Annotated in this window: 18 protein-coding genes; 11 read left to right on the top strand and 7 right to left on the bottom strand. The window is 60.3% G+C overall.

Going from position 1 to position 17,964, the window contains the following annotated elements; translation table 11 throughout:
* Positions 1 to 55 precede the first annotated feature (55 nt).
* The gene (locus tag I2G20_RS07915; RefSeq protein WP_196259151.1) at positions 56 to 1,009 is read left to right on the top strand and encodes a Bug family tripartite tricarboxylate transporter substrate binding protein; all 954 of its coding nucleotides are present in this window, start codon (positions 56 to 58) and stop codon (positions 1,007 to 1,009) included.
* A gap of 92 nt (positions 1,010 to 1,101) precedes the next feature.
* Here the strand turns inward: I2G20_RS07915 and I2G20_RS07910 are convergent, their stop codons facing one another.
* The 3 genes from I2G20_RS07910 to I2G20_RS07900 are packed head-to-tail and all read right to left on the bottom strand — an operon-like array spanning position 1,102 to position 3,597.
* Positions 1,102 to 1,668, bottom strand: a complete 567-nt coding sequence (locus tag I2G20_RS07910; protein ID WP_196259150.1) for a carboxymuconolactone decarboxylase family protein — start codon at positions 1,666 to 1,668, stop codon at positions 1,102 to 1,104.
* 17 nt (positions 1,669 to 1,685) lie between these two features.
* Positions 1,686 to 2,804 carry an AbrB family transcriptional regulator gene (locus I2G20_RS07905; RefSeq protein WP_207747570.1) on the bottom strand — a complete coding sequence of 373 codons (1,119 nt, stop codon included), beginning with the start codon at positions 2,802 to 2,804 and terminating at the stop codon, positions 1,686 to 1,688.
* On the bottom strand, positions 2,797 to 3,597 hold the full coding sequence (locus I2G20_RS07900) for an SDR family NAD(P)-dependent oxidoreductase (RefSeq protein WP_196259149.1): 801 nt from the start codon (positions 3,595 to 3,597) through the stop codon (positions 2,797 to 2,799). Before I2G20_RS07900 ends, I2G20_RS07905 begins: the two co-directional genes overlap by 8 nt.
* Before the next feature lie 324 nt (positions 3,598 to 3,921).
* Here I2G20_RS07900 and I2G20_RS07895 point away from each other — a divergent pair, with 324 nt between their 5' ends.
* The 7 genes from I2G20_RS07895 (at position 3,922) to dusA (ending at position 11,181) form a co-directional block, all read left to right on the top strand.
* The gene (locus tag I2G20_RS07895; RefSeq protein ID WP_196259148.1) at positions 3,922 to 5,274 is read left to right on the top strand and encodes an MmgE/PrpD family protein; all 1,353 of its coding nucleotides are present in this window, start codon (positions 3,922 to 3,924) and stop codon (positions 5,272 to 5,274) included.
* Positions 5,274 to 6,128: an enoyl-CoA hydratase/isomerase family protein gene (locus tag I2G20_RS07890; RefSeq protein ID WP_196259147.1), complete on the top strand. Its 855-nt coding sequence runs from the start codon at positions 5,274 to 5,276 to the stop codon at positions 6,126 to 6,128. The genes I2G20_RS07895 and I2G20_RS07890 overlap by 1 nt, the downstream gene beginning before the upstream one ends.
* A gap of 111 nt (positions 6,129 to 6,239) precedes the next feature.
* On the top strand, positions 6,240 to 7,202 hold the full coding sequence (locus I2G20_RS07885) for a Bug family tripartite tricarboxylate transporter substrate binding protein (protein WP_196259146.1): 963 nt from the start codon (positions 6,240 to 6,242) through the stop codon (positions 7,200 to 7,202).
* Positions 7,203 to 7,313: 111 nt separating this feature from the next.
* The gene (locus tag I2G20_RS07880; protein ID WP_196259145.1) at positions 7,314 to 8,264 is read left to right on the top strand and encodes a Bug family tripartite tricarboxylate transporter substrate binding protein; all 951 of its coding nucleotides are present in this window, start codon (positions 7,314 to 7,316) and stop codon (positions 8,262 to 8,264) included.
* Between the two features lie 68 nt (positions 8,265 to 8,332).
* A complete protein-coding gene (locus tag I2G20_RS07875; protein ID WP_196259144.1) occupies positions 8,333 to 9,022 on the top strand; it encodes a substrate-binding domain-containing protein in 690 nt (229 codons plus the stop codon).
* Between the two features lie 155 nt (positions 9,023 to 9,177).
* Positions 9,178 to 9,897: an alpha/beta fold hydrolase gene (locus I2G20_RS07870; RefSeq protein WP_196259143.1), complete on the top strand. Its 720-nt coding sequence runs from the start codon at positions 9,178 to 9,180 to the stop codon at positions 9,895 to 9,897.
* A 279-nt stretch (positions 9,898 to 10,176) separates the two neighbouring features.
* Positions 10,177 to 11,181: a tRNA dihydrouridine(20/20a) synthase DusA gene (gene dusA / locus I2G20_RS07865; RefSeq protein ID WP_343070317.1), complete on the top strand. Its 1,005-nt coding sequence runs from the start codon at positions 10,177 to 10,179 to the stop codon at positions 11,179 to 11,181.
* 47 nt (positions 11,182 to 11,228) lie between these two features.
* On the opposite strand, the gene I2G20_RS07860 is transcribed toward dusA, so the two are convergent.
* The gene (locus I2G20_RS07860; protein WP_196259142.1) at positions 11,229 to 11,852 is read right to left on the bottom strand and encodes a methyltransferase domain-containing protein; all 624 of its coding nucleotides are present in this window, start codon (positions 11,850 to 11,852) and stop codon (positions 11,229 to 11,231) included.
* 92 nt (positions 11,853 to 11,944) lie between these two features.
* On the opposite strand from I2G20_RS07860, the gene I2G20_RS07855 reads away from it, so the two are divergent.
* Positions 11,945 to 12,874, top strand: a complete 930-nt coding sequence (locus I2G20_RS07855) for a LysR family transcriptional regulator (RefSeq protein ID WP_196259141.1) — start codon at positions 11,945 to 11,947, stop codon at positions 12,872 to 12,874.
* Here the strand turns inward: I2G20_RS07855 and I2G20_RS07850 are convergent.
* On the bottom strand, positions 12,843 to 13,529 hold the full coding sequence (locus I2G20_RS07850; protein WP_196259140.1) for a retropepsin-like aspartic protease family protein: 687 nt from the start codon (positions 13,527 to 13,529) through the stop codon (positions 12,843 to 12,845). The genes I2G20_RS07855 and I2G20_RS07850 overlap by 32 nt on opposite strands.
* Positions 13,530 to 13,553: 24 nt before the next feature.
* Positions 13,554 to 14,372, bottom strand: a complete 819-nt coding sequence (locus I2G20_RS07845; RefSeq protein ID WP_196259139.1) for an adenosylcobinamide-GDP ribazoletransferase — start codon at positions 14,370 to 14,372, stop codon at positions 13,554 to 13,556.
* A 65-nt stretch (positions 14,373 to 14,437) separates the two neighbouring features.
* Between I2G20_RS07845 and cobT the strand changes: the two genes are divergently transcribed.
* Both cobT and I2G20_RS07835 read left to right on the top strand, forming a co-directional pair.
* The gene (cobT, locus tag I2G20_RS07840) at positions 14,438 to 15,454 is read left to right on the top strand and encodes a nicotinate-nucleotide--dimethylbenzimidazole phosphoribosyltransferase (RefSeq protein ID WP_196259138.1); all 1,017 of its coding nucleotides are present in this window, start codon (positions 14,438 to 14,440) and stop codon (positions 15,452 to 15,454) included.
* A 24-nt stretch (positions 15,455 to 15,478) separates the two neighbouring features.
* Positions 15,479 to 16,162, top strand: a complete 684-nt coding sequence (locus I2G20_RS07835) for a glutathione S-transferase family protein (RefSeq protein WP_196259137.1) — start codon at positions 15,479 to 15,481, stop codon at positions 16,160 to 16,162.
* A 47-nt stretch (positions 16,163 to 16,209) separates the two neighbouring features.
* Here I2G20_RS07835 and I2G20_RS07830 read toward each other — a convergent pair whose 3' ends face one another.
* The gene (locus I2G20_RS07830) at positions 16,210 to 17,733 is read right to left on the bottom strand and encodes a sensor histidine kinase (protein ID WP_196259136.1); all 1,524 of its coding nucleotides are present in this window, start codon (positions 17,731 to 17,733) and stop codon (positions 16,210 to 16,212) included.
* Positions 17,734 to 17,964: the final 231 nt, after the last annotated feature.

Genomic DNA, 17,964 nt, shown 5'->3' with positions numbered 1-17,964 from the left:
CGGACAATTGTTCGCGCACCAAATCTAAACAAGCAAATAAGGAGGAGCTTGAATCATGAAGACAATAATCGCTGCAACATTGGTTGTTCTGGCCGCTGGAGGAGCTGGGGTCGCCCAGGACTTCCCGAACAGACCGGTGACGCTTATCGTCCCTTACGGGCCGGGCGGATCGACAGACCTGTTGGGACGGCAGCTTGCCAATGAGCTGCAAGAAAAATGGGGGCAACCGGTCGTCGTGGAAAACCGTCCGGGAGCAGGTTCGATGATCGGCACTGCCTCGCTGGCGCAAGCTGAACCCGATGGTCACACAATTCTGATCAATACGGCAGCATTCTCGACGGCTCCGGCCGTCCAGACTGATCTTCCCTTTGACGCAAAAGCGGACATTTCCCCGATCGCCATGATCGCCACCAGCCCCTATGTGGTCGTTGGTGGCGCCCAGGTCGAGTCCGAAACATTTGCGGAATTCCTTGCAGAAGCTCAAGCGCGCCCGATGTTCTTTGCGACTGCGGGTGTCGGCAGCTCGAGTCATTTTGCTGCTGAACTGCTCATACAGCAAGCCGGTATTCCCGGCGACGTCGTCCACTTCTCAGGAGGTGGTGAAGCCAACACCAATCTGATGGGTGGCCATGCCGATATTTATATCAGCACCACCGCCAGCGTCATGCCCTATGTAAACAACAACCAGTTAAAGGCGCTTGGCGTTCTGGGGGAAGAGCGATTTGTGCTGTTGCCGGATTTTGAGTCGAGCGGCGAGAACGGGGTGCGCGGGATCGATGTTGACGGTTGGATTGGTCTTTTTGGTCCCGGCGGCATGAGTGACGAACTTCTCGATCGGATCAATTCGGACGTGAACGAGGTCATCTGGAGCGAGGCCTTCCAGGGCATCCTCCAGGAGAATTTTGTCATCGAGGGCCGCACCTCGGCACCTCAATTCAAGGCTCAGGTCGAGGCAGAGATGGATCTCTGGGTCCGGCTTGCCGATGAACGCGGCATCACCGGCGACTAATACCACCCCGCACGGAGGACTTGAATTGAGGCCCGGCGAGTGTTCGCCGGGCCTCTTACGTTTTTCGCGCTCAAGCCACGGTTCCTGATGCGTTATTCAGTCGGGCGATGTCGTTCAGTCAGTTCATTGGTTTCGCCCGCGGGCAGGCCTATGTCGAACGCGTTGATCGTCATGGAGATCAGTGTGTAGTAGCCGCATAGTCCGATCAGATCGACAAGCCGGTCGCGGCCCAAGATGCTGAGCGCGCGTTCGTAGAGTTGATCCCCGAGCGCGCGCGTCGCGTTCAATTCGCGGACGACCTCGAAGACGGCACCGGCCATGGGATCATCAAAGTCCGGCTTTTCGCCTCGGCGAAGCGCCTCGATCACGTCCAGGGAGAGCCCAGACTTAATTGCAGGCGGCTTGTGTGCCCACCACTCGAATTCGGACTGCCATATCTGGGCGGTCGTCAGGATCGCCAGCTCGGACAGATGTGGCTCAAGCGACGAGCTGTAACGACAATAGCTACCCAGAGCTTGGGCGGCCTCTGCCAATTCCGGGCGGTGCAGCCAAACGGCCAATGGGCCGCGTACACGCCCCCGTGGGCCGGATGCGATCGCCTGGTACACTTCGGTTTGCTTCTCGCTCATCGATGTCGGGTCGGGTGGCTGAAGTCGCATTGCTAATCTCCGCTTCGTTATGAGACCGCTTCAGGGGTATTGCGCCGTTCATGGCGAACCATGAAATGTACGATCCAAGGGATGGCGGGCATGAACATGAAAATGCGCGTCAAGTGGAACGCGGTGATCAAAGACACGTTCTGGCCGAGGAATTTTGCCGTCAAGGCCATTTCTACGACACCACCGGGAGCGGCGCCCAGAACCAGCGTTTCCCAGTTCAGGCCGGTTGCGAATGCAATCACCACGGCGCAACCCGAGCACATTCCGAGAACGAGCATCGTCGAAGCGGCAAAGTGGAGGGTCAGCCGACCCGCCGACGCCAAGCGACGACGCTGAAAATTGGAGCCCAACCAAGTTCCCAGAACAACTTGTGCGAGCGCTAGGATAAGGCCAGGGAATGGCATTGGTCCATATCCTGCCGCAGCCAGCGCTGCCGCGAAGGCGAGCGGTCCCAGAAAGTTCGGATTGGGAATGCGCAGCATCCTCGCTATGAGCGCGCCGCCCAATCCAATAGCGCCCAGCAGGGTTGCGCCGAAAACGTCAAAGGCTCCCCAATGCACGGGTGTCCTGCCGGCATCTGGCCACCCCGAAAGCGAAAATAGCGCGAAGGGCAGGATAATGACAACCGCCGAAAGTCTCAACGTTTGCGCGTAGGTTACCGCGGTCGGATCGATCCCGGCCTTGATAGCCATACTCGCAGCTTCGACCGGGCTCGTCGGCGCGCCGGCGAGAAAAGCCTGGGACAACCGCATTCCGCTGGCCTTCGATAACAACGCGGACACGGCGACAATGCACAAACCCGTCATCAATGACGTCGTTACGATCACCGGTGCCCATTCCAGCAACATCGCCAGAGCGGCAGGCGTAAATGTCAGGCCGACCTGACTTGCAACAACGACCTGGCCGACGATGCGGATTTTGTTGGGGACCTGACGTTTGACGAGACCCAATGCAAAGATTGCGGCCGTTGAGACGAGAGGGCCGATCATCCATGGCAGCGGTACGCCCAGGCGCTCAAAACCCCAGCCTGCGGCAATGGCCACACAGAAAACGGCCAGAAGCCGAAAGATGTCTGGCAACGCAACTTTACGCGGCTCGATCCCCGCGTGCTGGTTGTTCTCAGAATCCTCAGTCACAACGCACAGACATTCCGCCGTCGACTACAACTTCGGTCCCGGTGATGAACCTGGCTTCGTCGGACGCCAGGAACAGGGCGGCATTTGCCGTATCCCGACCGTCACCCATGAAGGGCAGGGGGATGCGGCTCTGCCGCTTTTGCAGGAGGATCTCGACGTCGCCGCCTTCGCGCTGGCGGGCCAGACGGGCCTCAACCATCGGCGTGTGCATCTGGCCGGGTACGACCGTGTTTACGCGAATATTATGCGGAGCGTATTGGACTGCCGTCACCCGGGAAAACTGGATAACGCCGGCTTTAGCGGCGGCATACGCAACCTGTGCGGACCCGGTCCATCTTATCCCGGACGTGGATGCGGTGTTGATGATCGCCCCTCCATTCTGGGCGATCATTGTCGGCAGGATGTGCTTGCAGGTCAGAAACACGCTGGTCAGGTTGAAACTGAGCTGCTTCAACCAATCCTCTTCCGTCAACTCGACAGCACCGCCCTTGGCCGAACCGCCTACGTTGTTCACGAGAACGTCGATGCGTCCGAACTTCGACAGCGTTGATTTCACTAACCGTTCCACCGAACTGCTGTCAGTGACGTCACACTGCTCGAGGACGTAGTCGCTCGATACAGGGGAAAGGTGTCGCTCGGTTTCCTCCATCGCCTCCCTGCGGATGTCCGTGACAACAACCGTGGCGCCTTCTTCGGCAAACCGCACGGCTGCAGCTCTACCGTTCCCCCATCCAGGGCCGACGCTTCCGCCGCCGGTAATGATTGCGATCTTGCCTGCGAGCCGTCCTGCCATGTTGCCTCCGGTTGAGAAGTAAGCTCGGCCCGCGCTTTATCTCGCCGTCGTTGAGCTCTCATGCTCAGCATCAGCCATCTGGAGTGCCCAGTTAACCAGCATTTTCTTTGTCAGGCATGAGCACAGATTATGCGAGGCCGCGGGTAATCACTTATCTCCCGGCCGTTGTTGCAGTTCCCTTTTCCGACCTCGGTTGCCCTACTCTTTGGAGGGTCGGCCAGAACCAAAGATCAGTTGAAAGGAGCGCCGCGAAAAGAAGGAATAAGTCAAAGCAAAAGGGCCGTCTCCCGACTTTCAGGCGAATGGCCCGGGGAGGATATCGCAATGCAGAATCCGCTAACAACACTGGCTGATGCCGCATCGCGCTGGGCCGGTTGCCCCTTGCCAAGCGATATCGACTGGCATGCGCGCAGAGCAATCCTCGACTGGTTCGCATCCATGCTTTCCGGGACTGTTTGTGCGCCAGCCACCAATCTGTCCGCCGTCCTTGCTTCAACCCGTGGGGCAGGAGATGCGGTGAATTATGTGGACGGCCAAAGGTGCTCGGCAAGGCATGCGGCGCTGATTAACGGTACAGCGTCCCATACGACGGAATTTGACGATATATATCGCGATGGGGGCTATCATCCCGGCTGTACGACAATAGCGGCCGCGCTCGCTGTCGCCCAAGATGCTGGCGCGTCCTATGAGGATTTCCGCAGATCGGTCATCGGCGGTTATGAAGCCGGTTGCCGAATTGCCCTGGCGCTACAGCCGAGCCACTATCGCAATTGGCACATCACCGCGACGGTGGGCACAATGGGTGCCGCCGTTTCCGCAGCCATGCTGCTGGGTTGCAACGCAGAAAAGATCGCTCATGCCATAGCGATTGCCTCCAGCTTTGCAGGTGGCCATCAGGAGAATTTGCAGGGCGGTGGCCTGGTCAAGCCGCTCCATTGCGGACACTCTGCCGAAGCAGGTGTCCTTGCCGGATATGCCGCCGCCGCGGGTGTGACAGGGTCGCTCGACAGTTTGCACGCCCCGCATGGCTATGCCGCCGCAACCAGCGAGTCCAAGGGCAACTGGGCTGGCGCGCTCTCTGGCCAGGGAGAGTGGACGCCCATCTCGCGCATGACATTCAAATTCTATGGATGCTGTGGCCATATTTTCCCCAGCCTTGACGGCGTGCAGGCTCTTCGCGCGCAAGGCGGGTTCGAAGCGGAAGATGTCGCGTCGATCGAGGTCTCGGGATATTCCGCAACCAAATTGCTGTGCGACCGGATGAAGGTCGAAAATGCGCGTGATGCCCGGTTCAGCCTGCAGTACTGTATTGCCGATCTGCTGCATGGTGGGACGCTCCGGTTGTCCTCGTTTACGCCAGAGGCGCTAACCCGCCCGGCCATTCGCAACTTCATGCGCAGGGTAACGGTAGGCGAGGATCCAGAGCTCTCTACCGCTTACCCTGGAAAACGAATGGCGAAAATCAGGATCACGCTCCGCGATGGACGTGTGCTCAAGCTCACCCAAGCAACCCGCAAGGGTGATCCCGAACAGCCGCTGACGGACGAGGAACTCTACGACAAGTTCGATGAACTCGCTTCGGAGGTTCTCGATACCGAAGCGCGCCGATCTCTCACAGAGATGGTCATGACGGGCAATACCTTGCCAACAAGCATCCCGCCGTTGTCCGCACACTGATGCCAGAACACATCTCTGACGCCGAAAAAGGAAGAAATACAGTGAATTCATCTCCCCACATCGATTCTACGCCGCAGGCCGAGTTTGTCGTCGTCTCCCTGAAGAGCGCCGTCGCGACGATCACGCTCAACCGCCCCGATGTGTTGAACGCCATAAATGACCAGATGCGCGCAGAACTCATCGCAGCCTTTGAATGGGCCGATGCAAGTGTCGCAGTAAAGGCGGTGGTTCTGACCGGAGAGGGCAGAGGCTTTTGCTCAGGTGGCGATGTTGGCGGTATGAAAGAGCGGCTCTCCGCGCCTTCTGGAAAGGTCGCATTCAACGGGTGGCGTCGTCAGAAGAGCACGCACAAGGGTGTCGCCGCTATCTATGGGCTGACCAAGCCGGTTATCGCGGCGATGAACGGCGCCGCGTTCGGACTTGGTCTGGACATGGCTCTGGCCTGCGACTTCATCATTGCAGCCAAAGGCGCCAAGATGGCCATGAGCTTTGTAAAGCGCGGCCTGGTTTCGGATGGCGGGGGGATGTATTTCCTGCCGCGGCGCGTCGGTCTTGTCAAAGCCAAGGAACTCATCCTGACCGGCCGCACGATTGAGGCCGAGGAGGCTCTTGGCATCAGTCTTGTCGATCGCGTCGCGGACAGCGAGCGCCTTCTTTTCGAGGCCCAGCAGTGGGCAGAAGAACTGAGCCAAGGTTCACCCGCGGCGATTGCGCTCACCAAGGCCATTCTCAACCAGACCTTTGAAAGTTCGGCCGATCAGATCTTTGCATTGGGTCGGGAGGCTCAGGCCATCTGTTACACCACAGAAGAGCACCGTTCATCGGTAGAACAGTTCCTGAACAAGTCGAAATGATGCCGGATCGACCGCCCCAGAGGGGGCGTCGGTAGGGAATGCCCAGCGCCAGGAGCGCGAACCTGCGGGAGGGAATTTGCCCCTGCCGCAGTCATAAAGGAGGAGGAATAAATGAAAAAACGCCTAGCGAGAATGGCCGTATCCCTATTCGCTTTGACCTTGTGCGGAGTGGGGTTCGCCGAGGAATTTCCTAATCGGCCAGTTACGCTCGTCGTGCCTTATGGGCCAGGAGGCTCGACCGATCTGCTCGGTCGACAGCTGGCGGCCCAGCTCCAGGAGCTCTGGGGGCAGCCAGTGATCGTTGAGAACCGCGCAGGAGCCGGTTCAATGATCGGGACCGCCCATGTCGCGCAATCCGAACCCGACGGCTACACGCTGCTATTCAATACCACGGCTGTCGCCACGGCGCCCGCCATCTATGACGACTTGCCCTTCGATCCTCAGACAGACCTTACGCCTGTCTCCATGGTGTCCTACAGCCCGTTCCTGATGGTCGCAGGGAGCAGCGTCGAGGCCACCACATTTGGCGCGCTCCTTGAGGAAGCGGCAGGCCGTTCGATGTTCGTCGCGACGGCAGGGTTGGGCAGTTCCAGCCATTTTGCTGCCGAGTTGTTTGTGGGCGTGAGTGGGCGCGACATTGATGTCGTTCACTATTCGGGAGGCGGGCCAGCACTCACAGACCTCATGGGCGGACATGCCGACATCTATATCAGTTCGACCGCCGCCTCGATGGCAGCCGTTTCCGGCGGTCAGGTGAAGCCAATCGGCATTCTGGGTGCCGCGCGCTTTGCGAGCCTGCCCGATACGGAATCAGCCGCCGAGGTAGGACTGGAGGTTCCCGATATCAGGATCTGGCAGGGCATTTTTGGGCCAGGTGGGATGCCAGAAACCTTGATCGAAAAGATTGAGGAGGACGTGGCTACAGTTCTCGCCAACGATGCGTTTCTTCAGATGCTCAACGACAATTACATGATGGCTTCGGACGTTTCCTCCAGTGCATTCCGGACAATGGTGATCGAAGAAATGGCGTTCTGGAGCGAGTTGGCCGAGACCCGCCAGATACGTGCCGAATAGGAGTGCTCGCTGATGAGATCGCGCGCAACATGGCCTGTGAGGGCTGGCTGGCCATAGCCGGCAGGCCATTTATTCGACTGAAAGCATTCAACGATCGACAGGAGACTAAACATGAGAGCCTTGTTGGCAACGGTAGGCGTGTTTGCATTGACACTATCAGCAAACGCGTTCGAATTTCCCACCAAACCCGTGACTATCGTTATTCCCTTTGCGCCTGGTGGATCCACTGACCTCATCGCCAGGCAGTTGGCAAGTGAGCTCGGCAGTATCTGGGATCAGCCGGTAGTTGTTGAGAGTCGGCCCGGCGCTGGGTCCATGATCGGGACGGCTGGCGTGGCCCAGTCTGAACCCGATGGACATACATTGCTTGTTACGACCGCGGCTTTCGCGACAGCACCAGCCATTATGGATGATCTACCATTCGATCCTCAAACCGATATCACCCCGATTGCCATGGTCGGTTCGAGTCCCTTCATCATTGCTGCAGGTTCCAATGTAAACGCCGACAATCTGGAAGACTTCATTTCGGAGGCGCGGGAACGACCGATGTTCATCGCAACGCCTGGCGTCGGCAGTTCCGGTCACTTCGCAGGGGAGCTGTTCAGCAGCGGGACCGGAATCGAGATGGACGTTGTCCACTTCAATGGCGGCAGTGAGGCTATTGCAAATCTGATGGGCGGCCACGCCGACATCCTCATCAACACAACCGCAGCGATCCTGCCTCAGGTAAGAGGCGGCAACATCAAGGCGATCGGCGTCTTGGGTCTGGAGCGATACGAAGGGCTCGAAGATGGCCAGACAACAGCGGAACTCGGCATTGAAACGGCCGATGTCAGCGGCTGGATCGGCGTCATGGGGCCGGGCGGCATGTCAGCAGAGCTCATCGAGAAAATCTACGCCGACATTCAAGAAGCCATGGCGACAAGTACCTTCGCCGAATTGCTCGAGACCAATTCGATGAATGTCAGCACCATGACATCGGCAGAGTTCGCCGTGAACATTGCGGCAGAGTCCGCGATGTGGATCGCGCTCGCATCAGAGCGGGGAATTACACGAGACTAGCAATTGGGGCTGGCCCTTTCTGAGTGGGGGCCAGCCCAATTAACAATCCCGGCCTATACGAGGGCAGCTTGAAAACGTTACAAATTTTGGCACCGTCTGCCTTCGCTCCAGCTCTTTTGCGCTTGTCCGAAATATATGGACACTGTGATCTGAATTTCAGATGGGGACCAGCCGCTGGCGCTGCGCCCACCTCAATTGTGAGCCAGTTGAAGAGCCAGACTGCGGCTGATGCTGCGTTGTTGCCCGGTCCGTTGATGTCCCAGCAAATCCAGAACGGCTACATTGACCAAAATTGCCGCGCGAAGGCTTTTAAGACCTGCATTGCGGTGGCGGTTTCAAATCGGCGTGCTTCCGTTGAGCTCGATACAATGGACCGACTTGAGGCAGCTCTTCTGGGTGCTGAAAACATAGGTGTCTCAGAAGCGGGCAGCGGCCTGTATGTCCGGGATAGGTTGATACCACGCTTCAAGAGTTCCGAACGGATCACCACGCGTCTTAGGGTAATAGATGGTCCGGTCGGGAAAGCTGTCAGGGATGGTGAGGTTGAGCTCGGATTTCAGCAGAGAATTGAATTGATGGCCATTGAAGGGATCACGATATTGCACTGCATTCCAGAAGCGGCCATGAACCCGACACCAATCGAGATCGGCGCCATTGTGGGGTCCCCAAACCAACAGGAAGTCAAGGATTTTGCAGCGTTTTTTGCCAGCAACGAGGCAGGCGCGGTTCTTAACGAAATGGGGCTGGACGCGCCTTGATTGAAACAGGCTTATGGGTTTGCCTAACCTCTCATTAGTGCTGCCAGACGAGCGGTATGTGTTACGGCGCTGCAGAAACGGCTAGCAGTCTGCACTGACGGTGATCCTTGCCTCCACTTGAACCATAAACACAATCTTCGCGACGAGGAATTGACATGAGCAACGCCCGACCCACGACATATGTACTTGTACCCGGCGCAGGACACGGGGGATGGGTCTGGCGCAAATTGGCTGACAAACTTCGCGCGGACGGGCACAGTGTTTATTCACTAACACTGACCGGCCTTGGCGAGCGATCGCACCTCATGAGCGGCGAGATCGACCTGCAGACGCACGTCAATGATGTGGTCAATGTGTTCTTGTGGGAAGACCTGCACGATGTTGTGCTTGTCGGGCATTCCTATGCTGGCTGGGTCATCACCCAGGCCATCGAAGAGATCGAAGGCCGTGTTCGGGCCATTGTTTATCTCGATGCCTTTTTGCCCGATCATGGTGATCGGGGATATGATTTCCTCAATGAGCAGCAGAAAGCTGCCTTTGATGAAGCCCGCGCGCGCAACGAGGTTTCGCGTCCTGGTCCAAATGCTGCAGCGCTGCGGATCCAGAATCCCGAGGATGCTGCTTGGCTCGATTCCAAGGTTACGCCGCAGCCAATCGGTGTCTCGCTCCAACCACTAGAATTGACCGGAGCCCGGGAGCGCATCGCCAAGAAAGTCTATGTGCGTACCCCGTTGTTCCCACAGCCGCTATTCGACGCTGCGTTCGAGCGGTGCCAGAACGACACGTCATGGGATGCAATCGTTCTCGAGGAATGCGGCCATGACCCCATGGTCGACTGCCCCGAAAAGGTACGAGAAATTCTCATCGCTGTCTGAGGTGGCACATGCCGATCACGTCGTCTGACCAGGGATGAACTTAGGCGATTAGAACCACTGCGAGCGCGAGCATCACGATGGTTGATAAATATCTCCGGCCAATTCAACGGATATGACGAAGTTCGGCCATTACGATGGCGATGTACCGGCACATCGTCGAGAGCGATGGCGCTCTTGTCTCGAAGAGACCTATAGTTGGGCGGTGACAATTGACGGGTGCCGCACAGTCAACGAGGTGCATCGATGCCTACTCAAAAAAAGAGTGAAAAGGCCTAAGTAGTGGAAAAGGAAAGGAAATCGCAGCTTGGCGTATCTCGGCGGTTTGCCATTGCCCCTATGATGGACTGGACGGATCGGCATTGCCGCTACCTGCATCGGCGGCTCACTGCGCGCGCGCTGTTGTTCACCGAAATGGTGACCAGTGCTGCGCTCGTTCATGGTGATGCTGAGCGGTTGCTGGCTTATGACGAGGCCGAACATCCTCTCGCCGTGCAGCTCGGCGGCTCGGTCCCGGCGGAGCTTGCCGCCGCGGTGCGGATTTGCGCGCGCTTCGGCTATGACGAGATCAACCTCAATGTCGGCTGCCCGTCCGACCGTGTGCAGTCGGGCAAGTTCGGGGCCTGCCTGATGGCGGAGCCTGATCTGGTCGCCGATTGCCTGCGCGCCATGCGCGATGCCACCGATATTCCCATCACCGTCAAATGCCGGATCGGCATCGACGATCAGGACGGCGAAAAGGACCTTGACCGCTTTGTCGATGCGGTGGTCCACACCGGCATCGAGGCGCTCTATGTCCACGCCCGCAAGGCATGGCTCAAGGGTCTCTCGCCCAAGGAGAACCGTGATATCCCGCCACTCGACTATCCCCGCGTCTACCGTCTCAAAGAGCGCCTGGGCGAATTCCCCGTCTATATCAACGGCGGCATCGGTTCGCTCGACGAGGTCGAGGCCCATCTCGCTCACGTCGATGGCGCCATGCTCGGCCGCGCCGCATACCACGAGCCCATGATCCTCGCGGCTGTCGACGCCCGTTTCTTCGGGGAAACCCGTCCCGCTCCGGCCCTGAAGGACATTGAGGAGACGATGATCGCCTATGCGGAAGCCGAGCGGGGGAGGGCCACCCGCCTCAACCAGATCACCCGCCACATGCTCGGCCTGGCCAACGGCCTGCCCGGGGCGCGGCGCTTTCGCCAGATTCTCTCGGTTGAGGCTTGCAAGCCGGGGGCAGGGCCGGAAATCATCGAGGCGGCTTTCGCTTGCCTGGACAGGGCACAAGCAGCTTAGCAGCGGAGGCGAGGGGAGCTCGGGCGCCTACAGATGGCCAGCGCGCCCTAACCCGGCTTCTTCCCGATCAGGAACATGGCCTTGCTCTTGCCCGGCTGCCAGCGGTGAGCGATGTCGAATCCAGCCCGCCGGAATTTCTCCACCAGCGCATCCGCCGTCATCACATTGATGATCGGCAGCAATCCAAGCGCGCGTCCGGCCGGCGCGATCAACTTGAAAAAGCCCATCGTATCGCCCAGGCACGCCGTGCTGGAGACAAAGTGCCCGCCCGGCTTGAGCATGGCGAACACCTTGGCGATCACCGCGTCGGGGTCCTCGAGCAGGTGCAGGATGCTCATCCCCAGCACCATGTCGTAGATTTCGTCCGGCATCGCGAGATCGACGATATCCTCGCGCTCGAACGTAACGTTGTCGACGCCCGCTGCGTGCGCCCGTGCCCGCGCCTTTTCGAGCATCGCCTCGGAAAAATCGATGGCCCGAATGTGCCTGACGCGGGCTGCGTGCTTGATCGCGGTTCCCCCGGTCCCGCAGCCAAACTCCAGAATCTCCATATCGGGCCGGAGCAGCGCCTGCGTCACCTCGAGCTTGATGCGGTAGGATTCTTCATCGGCGATCGGCTGGCGGTAGTAACGCTCCGACAGCCTGTCCCAGAATTTCACCGTCTCGGCCACTGTCGTCCCCCATGGATATGTAGGCGCCAATATAGCCCGCTCGCGCTTATAGGAAAATTGCTCAATTGTGCAGCAGTGATATACATATTCTTATGAGCAATCGCCTTCCCGCCTTCGACTGGAACCAGATGCGCGCCTTCCTGGCGACGGTGGAGGCGGGCTCTCTATCGGGAGGCGCGCGGGTGCTCGGGCTGACCCAGCCGACCCTCAGCCGTCAGATCGGGGCGCTGGAACAACATCTCGGCCTTTTGCTCTTCGAGCGAGTCGGGCGTCGGCTGGTCCTGACCGAAGCGGGCCGCCAACTCGTCGATCATGTCAGGGCGATGGGGGACGCCGCCGACCGGATCTCGCTCGCCGCGTCGGGACAGTCAACAAGCGTCGAAGGCCTCGTGCGCGTGACGGCTATCGACATCGTCGCCGCGCGCATCCTGCCGCCGATCCTTGCCGCGCTGCGCGACACGGCCCCGGGCATCGTCATCGAACTCGTCGTTTCCAACTCGATAAACGACCTGATGCGCCGAGAGGCCGATATCGCCATCCGCCACGTACGCCCCGACCAGCCAGACCTTGTGGCCCGACGTTGTCCCGATGGCCTCATCCGTCTTTATGCGGCAAAGACCTTTCTCGACCGGTTCGGCAGGAGCGCCGATCCCGGCCATTACGCCGATGCGCCGTTCATCGGATTCCAACCCGAGGACGACCTGATCAAGGAACTTGTCGCCCGGGGCGTGCCCATCAGCCACAGGAATTACAGGGTTATTTGCGCAAACTCGCTTGTCGGGCTCGATCTCATCCGTCAGGGCCTCGGCATCGGCGCGAGCTTTGCGGATGCCGTCGGCGATCTCGCCGATATCGAACCCGTCCTGCCCCAGATCGAGCCGCTGCGCGCCCCCATGTGGGTTGTGGCCCACCGCGAACTCCAGACGAGCCGTCGCATCCGGATGGTATTCGATGCCATTGCCGACGGGCTGGATGCCGCCTTGGGCCCGCCTAATCGTGAATTTCGAGCGAATCCTGGCTGACCGAATAGCGCGACAGCGTCTCGAGGAACGTCATCCCGAGAAGGCTGGTTTCGAGTGCCCCGTCCTGGACGACGAAGGCCCGAATGCGGTTCCGGCTGATATTGCCCACCTCGATCCGATCGAGCGTCACGGGGGCTGCAAAGCCGGTGCCGTTCGCCGTCTGCACCGGCAGCCGGAACGAGAGGCCCTCGGTATCGATCCCAGCCCGCCGCGCATCCGCCGCCGAGAGCACGACCGCCGAGGCACCGGTATCAAAGATCATGGGAACAGTTGCGCCATTGACGGTGGTTTCTATGCGGAAACTGCCGCCGAACGAGCGGTTGATGCGCACATTGCCAGTTTCGGGGTCCACAATCGCGGCTCCCGGCTGAATTTCCCCCATCAGCCTTTGGCCCAGGCGCGGAAATTCGTCGCGCAGCGCATACCCGACGAAAAACACCGCTCCGATGGCGATCCATACGACAAAGCCCGCAACGATCTCGCCCAGACGGTGCCGCCGCCCCACCAAGGCGCTGGCCAGCAAGGTCAGGATCACGATGAGCGGGATGGCGCGGGCGGTTTCACCCTGGGTCAGTCCAAGAAAGGCACCGAAATCCGCGTTGATTGCCAGCGCAATGCCAACGGTGATCAGAATGGCGAAGGCGACAAACAGCATTCAGTTCGGTGTCCCGGATTATCTCTAAACAATCAGTCGCATAAACACCGCCAATATGGCGATTTCGAGCAATGCCTGCGCGGCCCCGATCAGATCCCCGGTCAGCCCGCCGACCAGCCTTTCGCAAAGCAGCGTCCAGCCGATAACAACAAGCGCACCGAACGCGAGAGCAACGGCAAGGCCGAGAAGTCCCGTGAATGGCGCGGCCAGCACCAGGGCAATGATCGAGGCGAAAACGATGCCGAGGATAAATCCGTTCCGTGAAAGTCTGCCGACAGATGCTGCGGTTCCTGTCCCGCGTGCGGGGGCAAGCCGCAGCGAGACGTAAAGCGAGCCGGAGCGGGCAAGCATTGTCGCCGCCATCCAGACGCTCGCAGCCGCTAGCGGGTTGCGTGCCACGATTGCCGAAAGCGCCGCCACCTTGAGCCCCACAACGAAGACGACGGTCAGGACACCATAGGTGCCGTGCCGGCTGTCCTTGAGGATTTCGAGCCGCCGCTCGGGCGTGGCCCCGCCGAACAGACCGTCTGCCGCATCGGCTGCGGCATCCTCGCTCATTGCGCCGGTCACGATGGCAAACATTGCGGCCGCTGCGAGCGCCGCAAAGAGCGGCGGCACCCCACTGACCGCCAGCACCAGAAGCAGGACAGCCGGACCGATCCCAATGACGAGACTTGCAAAAGGCAGTGCCATGGCGATCCGGTTCAGGTCGGGCACTTCGTGCGCAGAACGCCCCGCCGGCAACCGAGAATAGAATCGCAGCGCCATCACAAGGTCGGCAACGAGATTGCCTCCCTGCGAGGGCTGGGAATTGTCGTTGCCAGGGGAGGGAGAGGCCGCCAATTGCCTTTTCCTTTTCGATGCCGCACAAGAACGTCCCCTCTTATCACCCGAATCTTGGAGCCGCCATGACTGCCTCAGCCTTCGTCGACATTCAGGACCTCTTGATGCTTGGGCCTGAGGGCGATGAAGCGGCGGTCGAGGCCGTACGTGCGCGCGATTCGCAGCTGACCAAGCCTGCCGGTTCGCTCGGCGAACTGGAAAAGCTCGTGGAATTTCTGGCGCGCTGGCAGGGCAAGGCCTCCCCCACGATGGACGATCCGATGGTCGCCATCTTCGCCGCCAATCACGGCGTGACCGATCAGGGCGTGTCGGCGTTCCCACGCGAGGTGACCACGCAGATGGTCGCCAATTTCACCAATGGCGGCGCGGCGATTTCGCAGATCTGCGCGCTGCATGAAATCAACCTGCGGGTGTTCGAACTGGCGCTCGACGTGCCGACCGGCGATATCACTGTGGTCCCCGCAATGGACGCGCGCACGACCGCCGCGACGATCGCCTATGGCATGGAAGCCATCGCCGGCGATGTCGATCTGCTCTGCATCGGCGAAATGGGCATTGGCAACACGACAGTTGCTGCCGCGCTCTACGCTGCGCTCTATGGCGGCTCGGGAGCCGACTGGGCCGGAAGGGGCACCGGGGTCGACGATGAGGGCCTCAAGCGCAAGGCCGATGCGGTGGATCGCGCATTGGCGCGCCATGCAGGCCGCCTGACGACGCCATTCGATATCCTCTCCCACTTGGGAGGGCGGGAAATCGCCGCCATGCTGGGGGCCATCATTGCCGCGCGGCACCAGAAAATCCCGGTGATCGTCGACGGGTTCGTCGCCACCAGCGCCGCCGCCATCGCCCATGCCGTCAATCCCTCGGCGATTGATCACTGTCTTTTCGCCCATGTCTCGGCCGAAGGAGGCCATGCGCGCGCGCTCGAAGCGATGGGCAGGAAAGGGCTGCTCAATCTGGGGATGCGGCTCGGGGAGGGTAGCGGCGCAGCCATCGCCGCAGCGCTGTGCAAAACCGCGCTGCACCTGCACAAGAACATGGCTACGTTCGCCGAAGCGGCCGTGGCAGGGAAGATCGAGTAAACCAGACTGAACGGGAGCACCGCCATGTACGTCCTCTACATCGCCAACAAGAACTATTCCTCCTGGTCCCTTCGCCCCTGGGTTTTGCTCAAGGGGCTCGGCATCCCCTTCGAGGAGCGCTTCGTTCCTTTCCTTGAAGGCGCCACCTACGATGAGTTCCGCAAGTTCTCTCCGACGGGGCTTGTCCCTTGCCTCGTCGGTGATGGCCGCACCGTCTGGGATTCCCTGGCCATCACGGAATACGTTGCCGAAGACCACCCGTCCATCTGGCCCGCCGACAGGACGGCCCGCGCCTGGGCGCGGTCTGCCTGCGCGGAGATGCATGCGGGCTTTTCCACGCTCCGCAGCACATGCGGCATGAATGTCGGCATTCGCGTCCGCCTCCATGAGGTCAGCCCTGCGCTTTCGCGCGATCTGTCCCGCATCGACGAGATCTGGAACGAAGGGCTCACCCGCTTCGGCGGCCCCTACCTTGCGGGCGACGGGTTTACGGCGGTGGACGCCTTCTTCTGCCCCGTCGCCTTCCGCATCCAGACCTATGGGTTGAAGCTCAGCGATCCCGCGATGGCCTATGCGCAGCGGCTGCTCGCATTGCCGGCCATGCAGGAGTGGTATGCTGCGGGCCTCGCCGAAACCATCCGCGACAAGCCTCATGACAATGAGATCCCGCATGTCGGCGTGTTGGTCGAGGATCTGCGGGCGGTCTGACGCCGGTGGACCGACGGACTGTGCAGTGAGCCGGCGACGTTAAAGCGCTAGCCGGCTTCGGAATAGATTTCGAGCGTGCGTGGCTCGACGACCGGCGCCATGCCCTCCATCACCCGGGCGCGGGGGAAGGTGGCGATGGTCTCGGTACCGAACCGGAGCTTGGAGAAGAGGTCGAACCGGCCCTGGTGCAGGTCCATGATCTTCTGGACGATCGGCAGGCCAAGGCCGGCGCCCTGTTCGGCGGTTTTCTGCGCCAGCGACCCTTGGCCAAACGAGGACAATACCGTCTCGATTTCGTCCTCGGGAATGCCCGGGCCGTTATCGGTGACCTTTATGAACTGCCCGCCGTCCCCGGACCGGCCGACGCTCAGCGCGACACGCCCCGATTGCGGGGTGAACTTGATCGCATTGGAGAGGAGATTCAGGACGACCTGGCGCACCGCCCGCTCGTCGCCCCAGAGCTTGGGCAGGTTCTGTTCGCAATGGAAAACGAACTCGATCCCCTTGGCGCGCGCGCGGATTTCCAGCATCCGGCGGCAATCGTCCGCGACGTCCGCAAGGCTGATGGCTTCCTCGTTGAGATCGTAGCGGCCCGCCTCAATGCGCGAGAGGTCGAGCAACTCGTTGATGAGGTTCAGGAGGTGCTGCCCGCTGGCATGGATGTCGCCAGCATATTCCTTGTATTGCGGCACGGTGTGGGCGCCGAGGAGCTCGGACTTCAACACTTCGGAAAATCCGATGATCGCGTTGAGCGGTGTACGCAATTCGTGGCTCATCGTGGCCAGGAACCGGGACTTGGCGATGTTGGCCTGTTCCGCATGGCGCCGCGCTTCGTCCGACATGTTGCGCGCCTCCTCGAGCTCGAGGATCAGCGCATCCTTTTCGAGCTGGTGCTCAAGGTTGCCAAGTTCGGATTTATGAAGCTGGTTGGCGAGGAAAACGAAGAAGATGAACGCCCCCATCGCCACTGAGGCAAGGGCGTAGTTCAGCGTCCCGCCCGACCATGCCAGGACTGCCCCCACTGCGAGCGAAGCGGGCAGGGTGGAGACCATAGTCGCGCGCGGCAAGGTGCGCGTCGAAACCGCGTTGACAGCGATTCCCACGAGCAGCATCGCAAAGACGATGATCTGAATGTCCGGTCCGCCAGCGAGGATCGGCAACGCGGCCATCAACGCCCAGGCAAGGCCATTGATGGTTTCGCCCGTGATGAAGATGGCGGTCCACCGCTGGGCGTTGAACGCCTCCGGCTTTGCGTGCTTGAACTGGCGGCAAAGTCCTGCAATTCCGGCATTGGCGACCAGCACGAACCCGGCCCAGATGGCCGCTATCGTCAGCGGAACCCAGAGCGCGGCGGCGGTCGTCAGAATGCCGATGACAAGCAGGGTGGGCAGGAACCCCGAAAGGCGCGCCGCGGCGTAATCGTCGAGCAGATCGTAATCGAAAGAAACGCGCGTACCCGAGCTGGATGTCAGGCGCTGGCGGGCGTCGAGAACGGTGCGTTGCACGTTCCTGCGCGCGTCATAACCTGACCGCTGCGTCTCAGCTTTCTGATATGCCGCACCAACGGGCATGACGGTACTCGGTACTCAACTCAAAACTCCACCAGGGAAAACCTAACGGAGAACACACATACTCGGACGTAAACTATGGTTGTCGTGGTTAATACGGGGTTATGAGATCCGGCCGATCTCGAGCGATGCGGGCATGGCGGGGCGCGAGCGGTCGATCAGGGGACAAAATGCCGTCCCTCCGCCTTGACACCAGCAACGCCGCCGCGTCAAATGTGGCAGCCAGGCGGACGA

Origin of the sequence: Pelagibacterium limicola (assembly GCF_015694405.1) — a bacterium.
Classification (GTDB): Bacteria; Pseudomonadota; Alphaproteobacteria; order Rhizobiales; family Devosiaceae; genus Pelagibacterium; species Pelagibacterium limicola.
The sequence above is the reverse complement of the archived record's forward strand: the minus strand, read 5'-3'. Positions and strand labels throughout refer to the sequence as shown.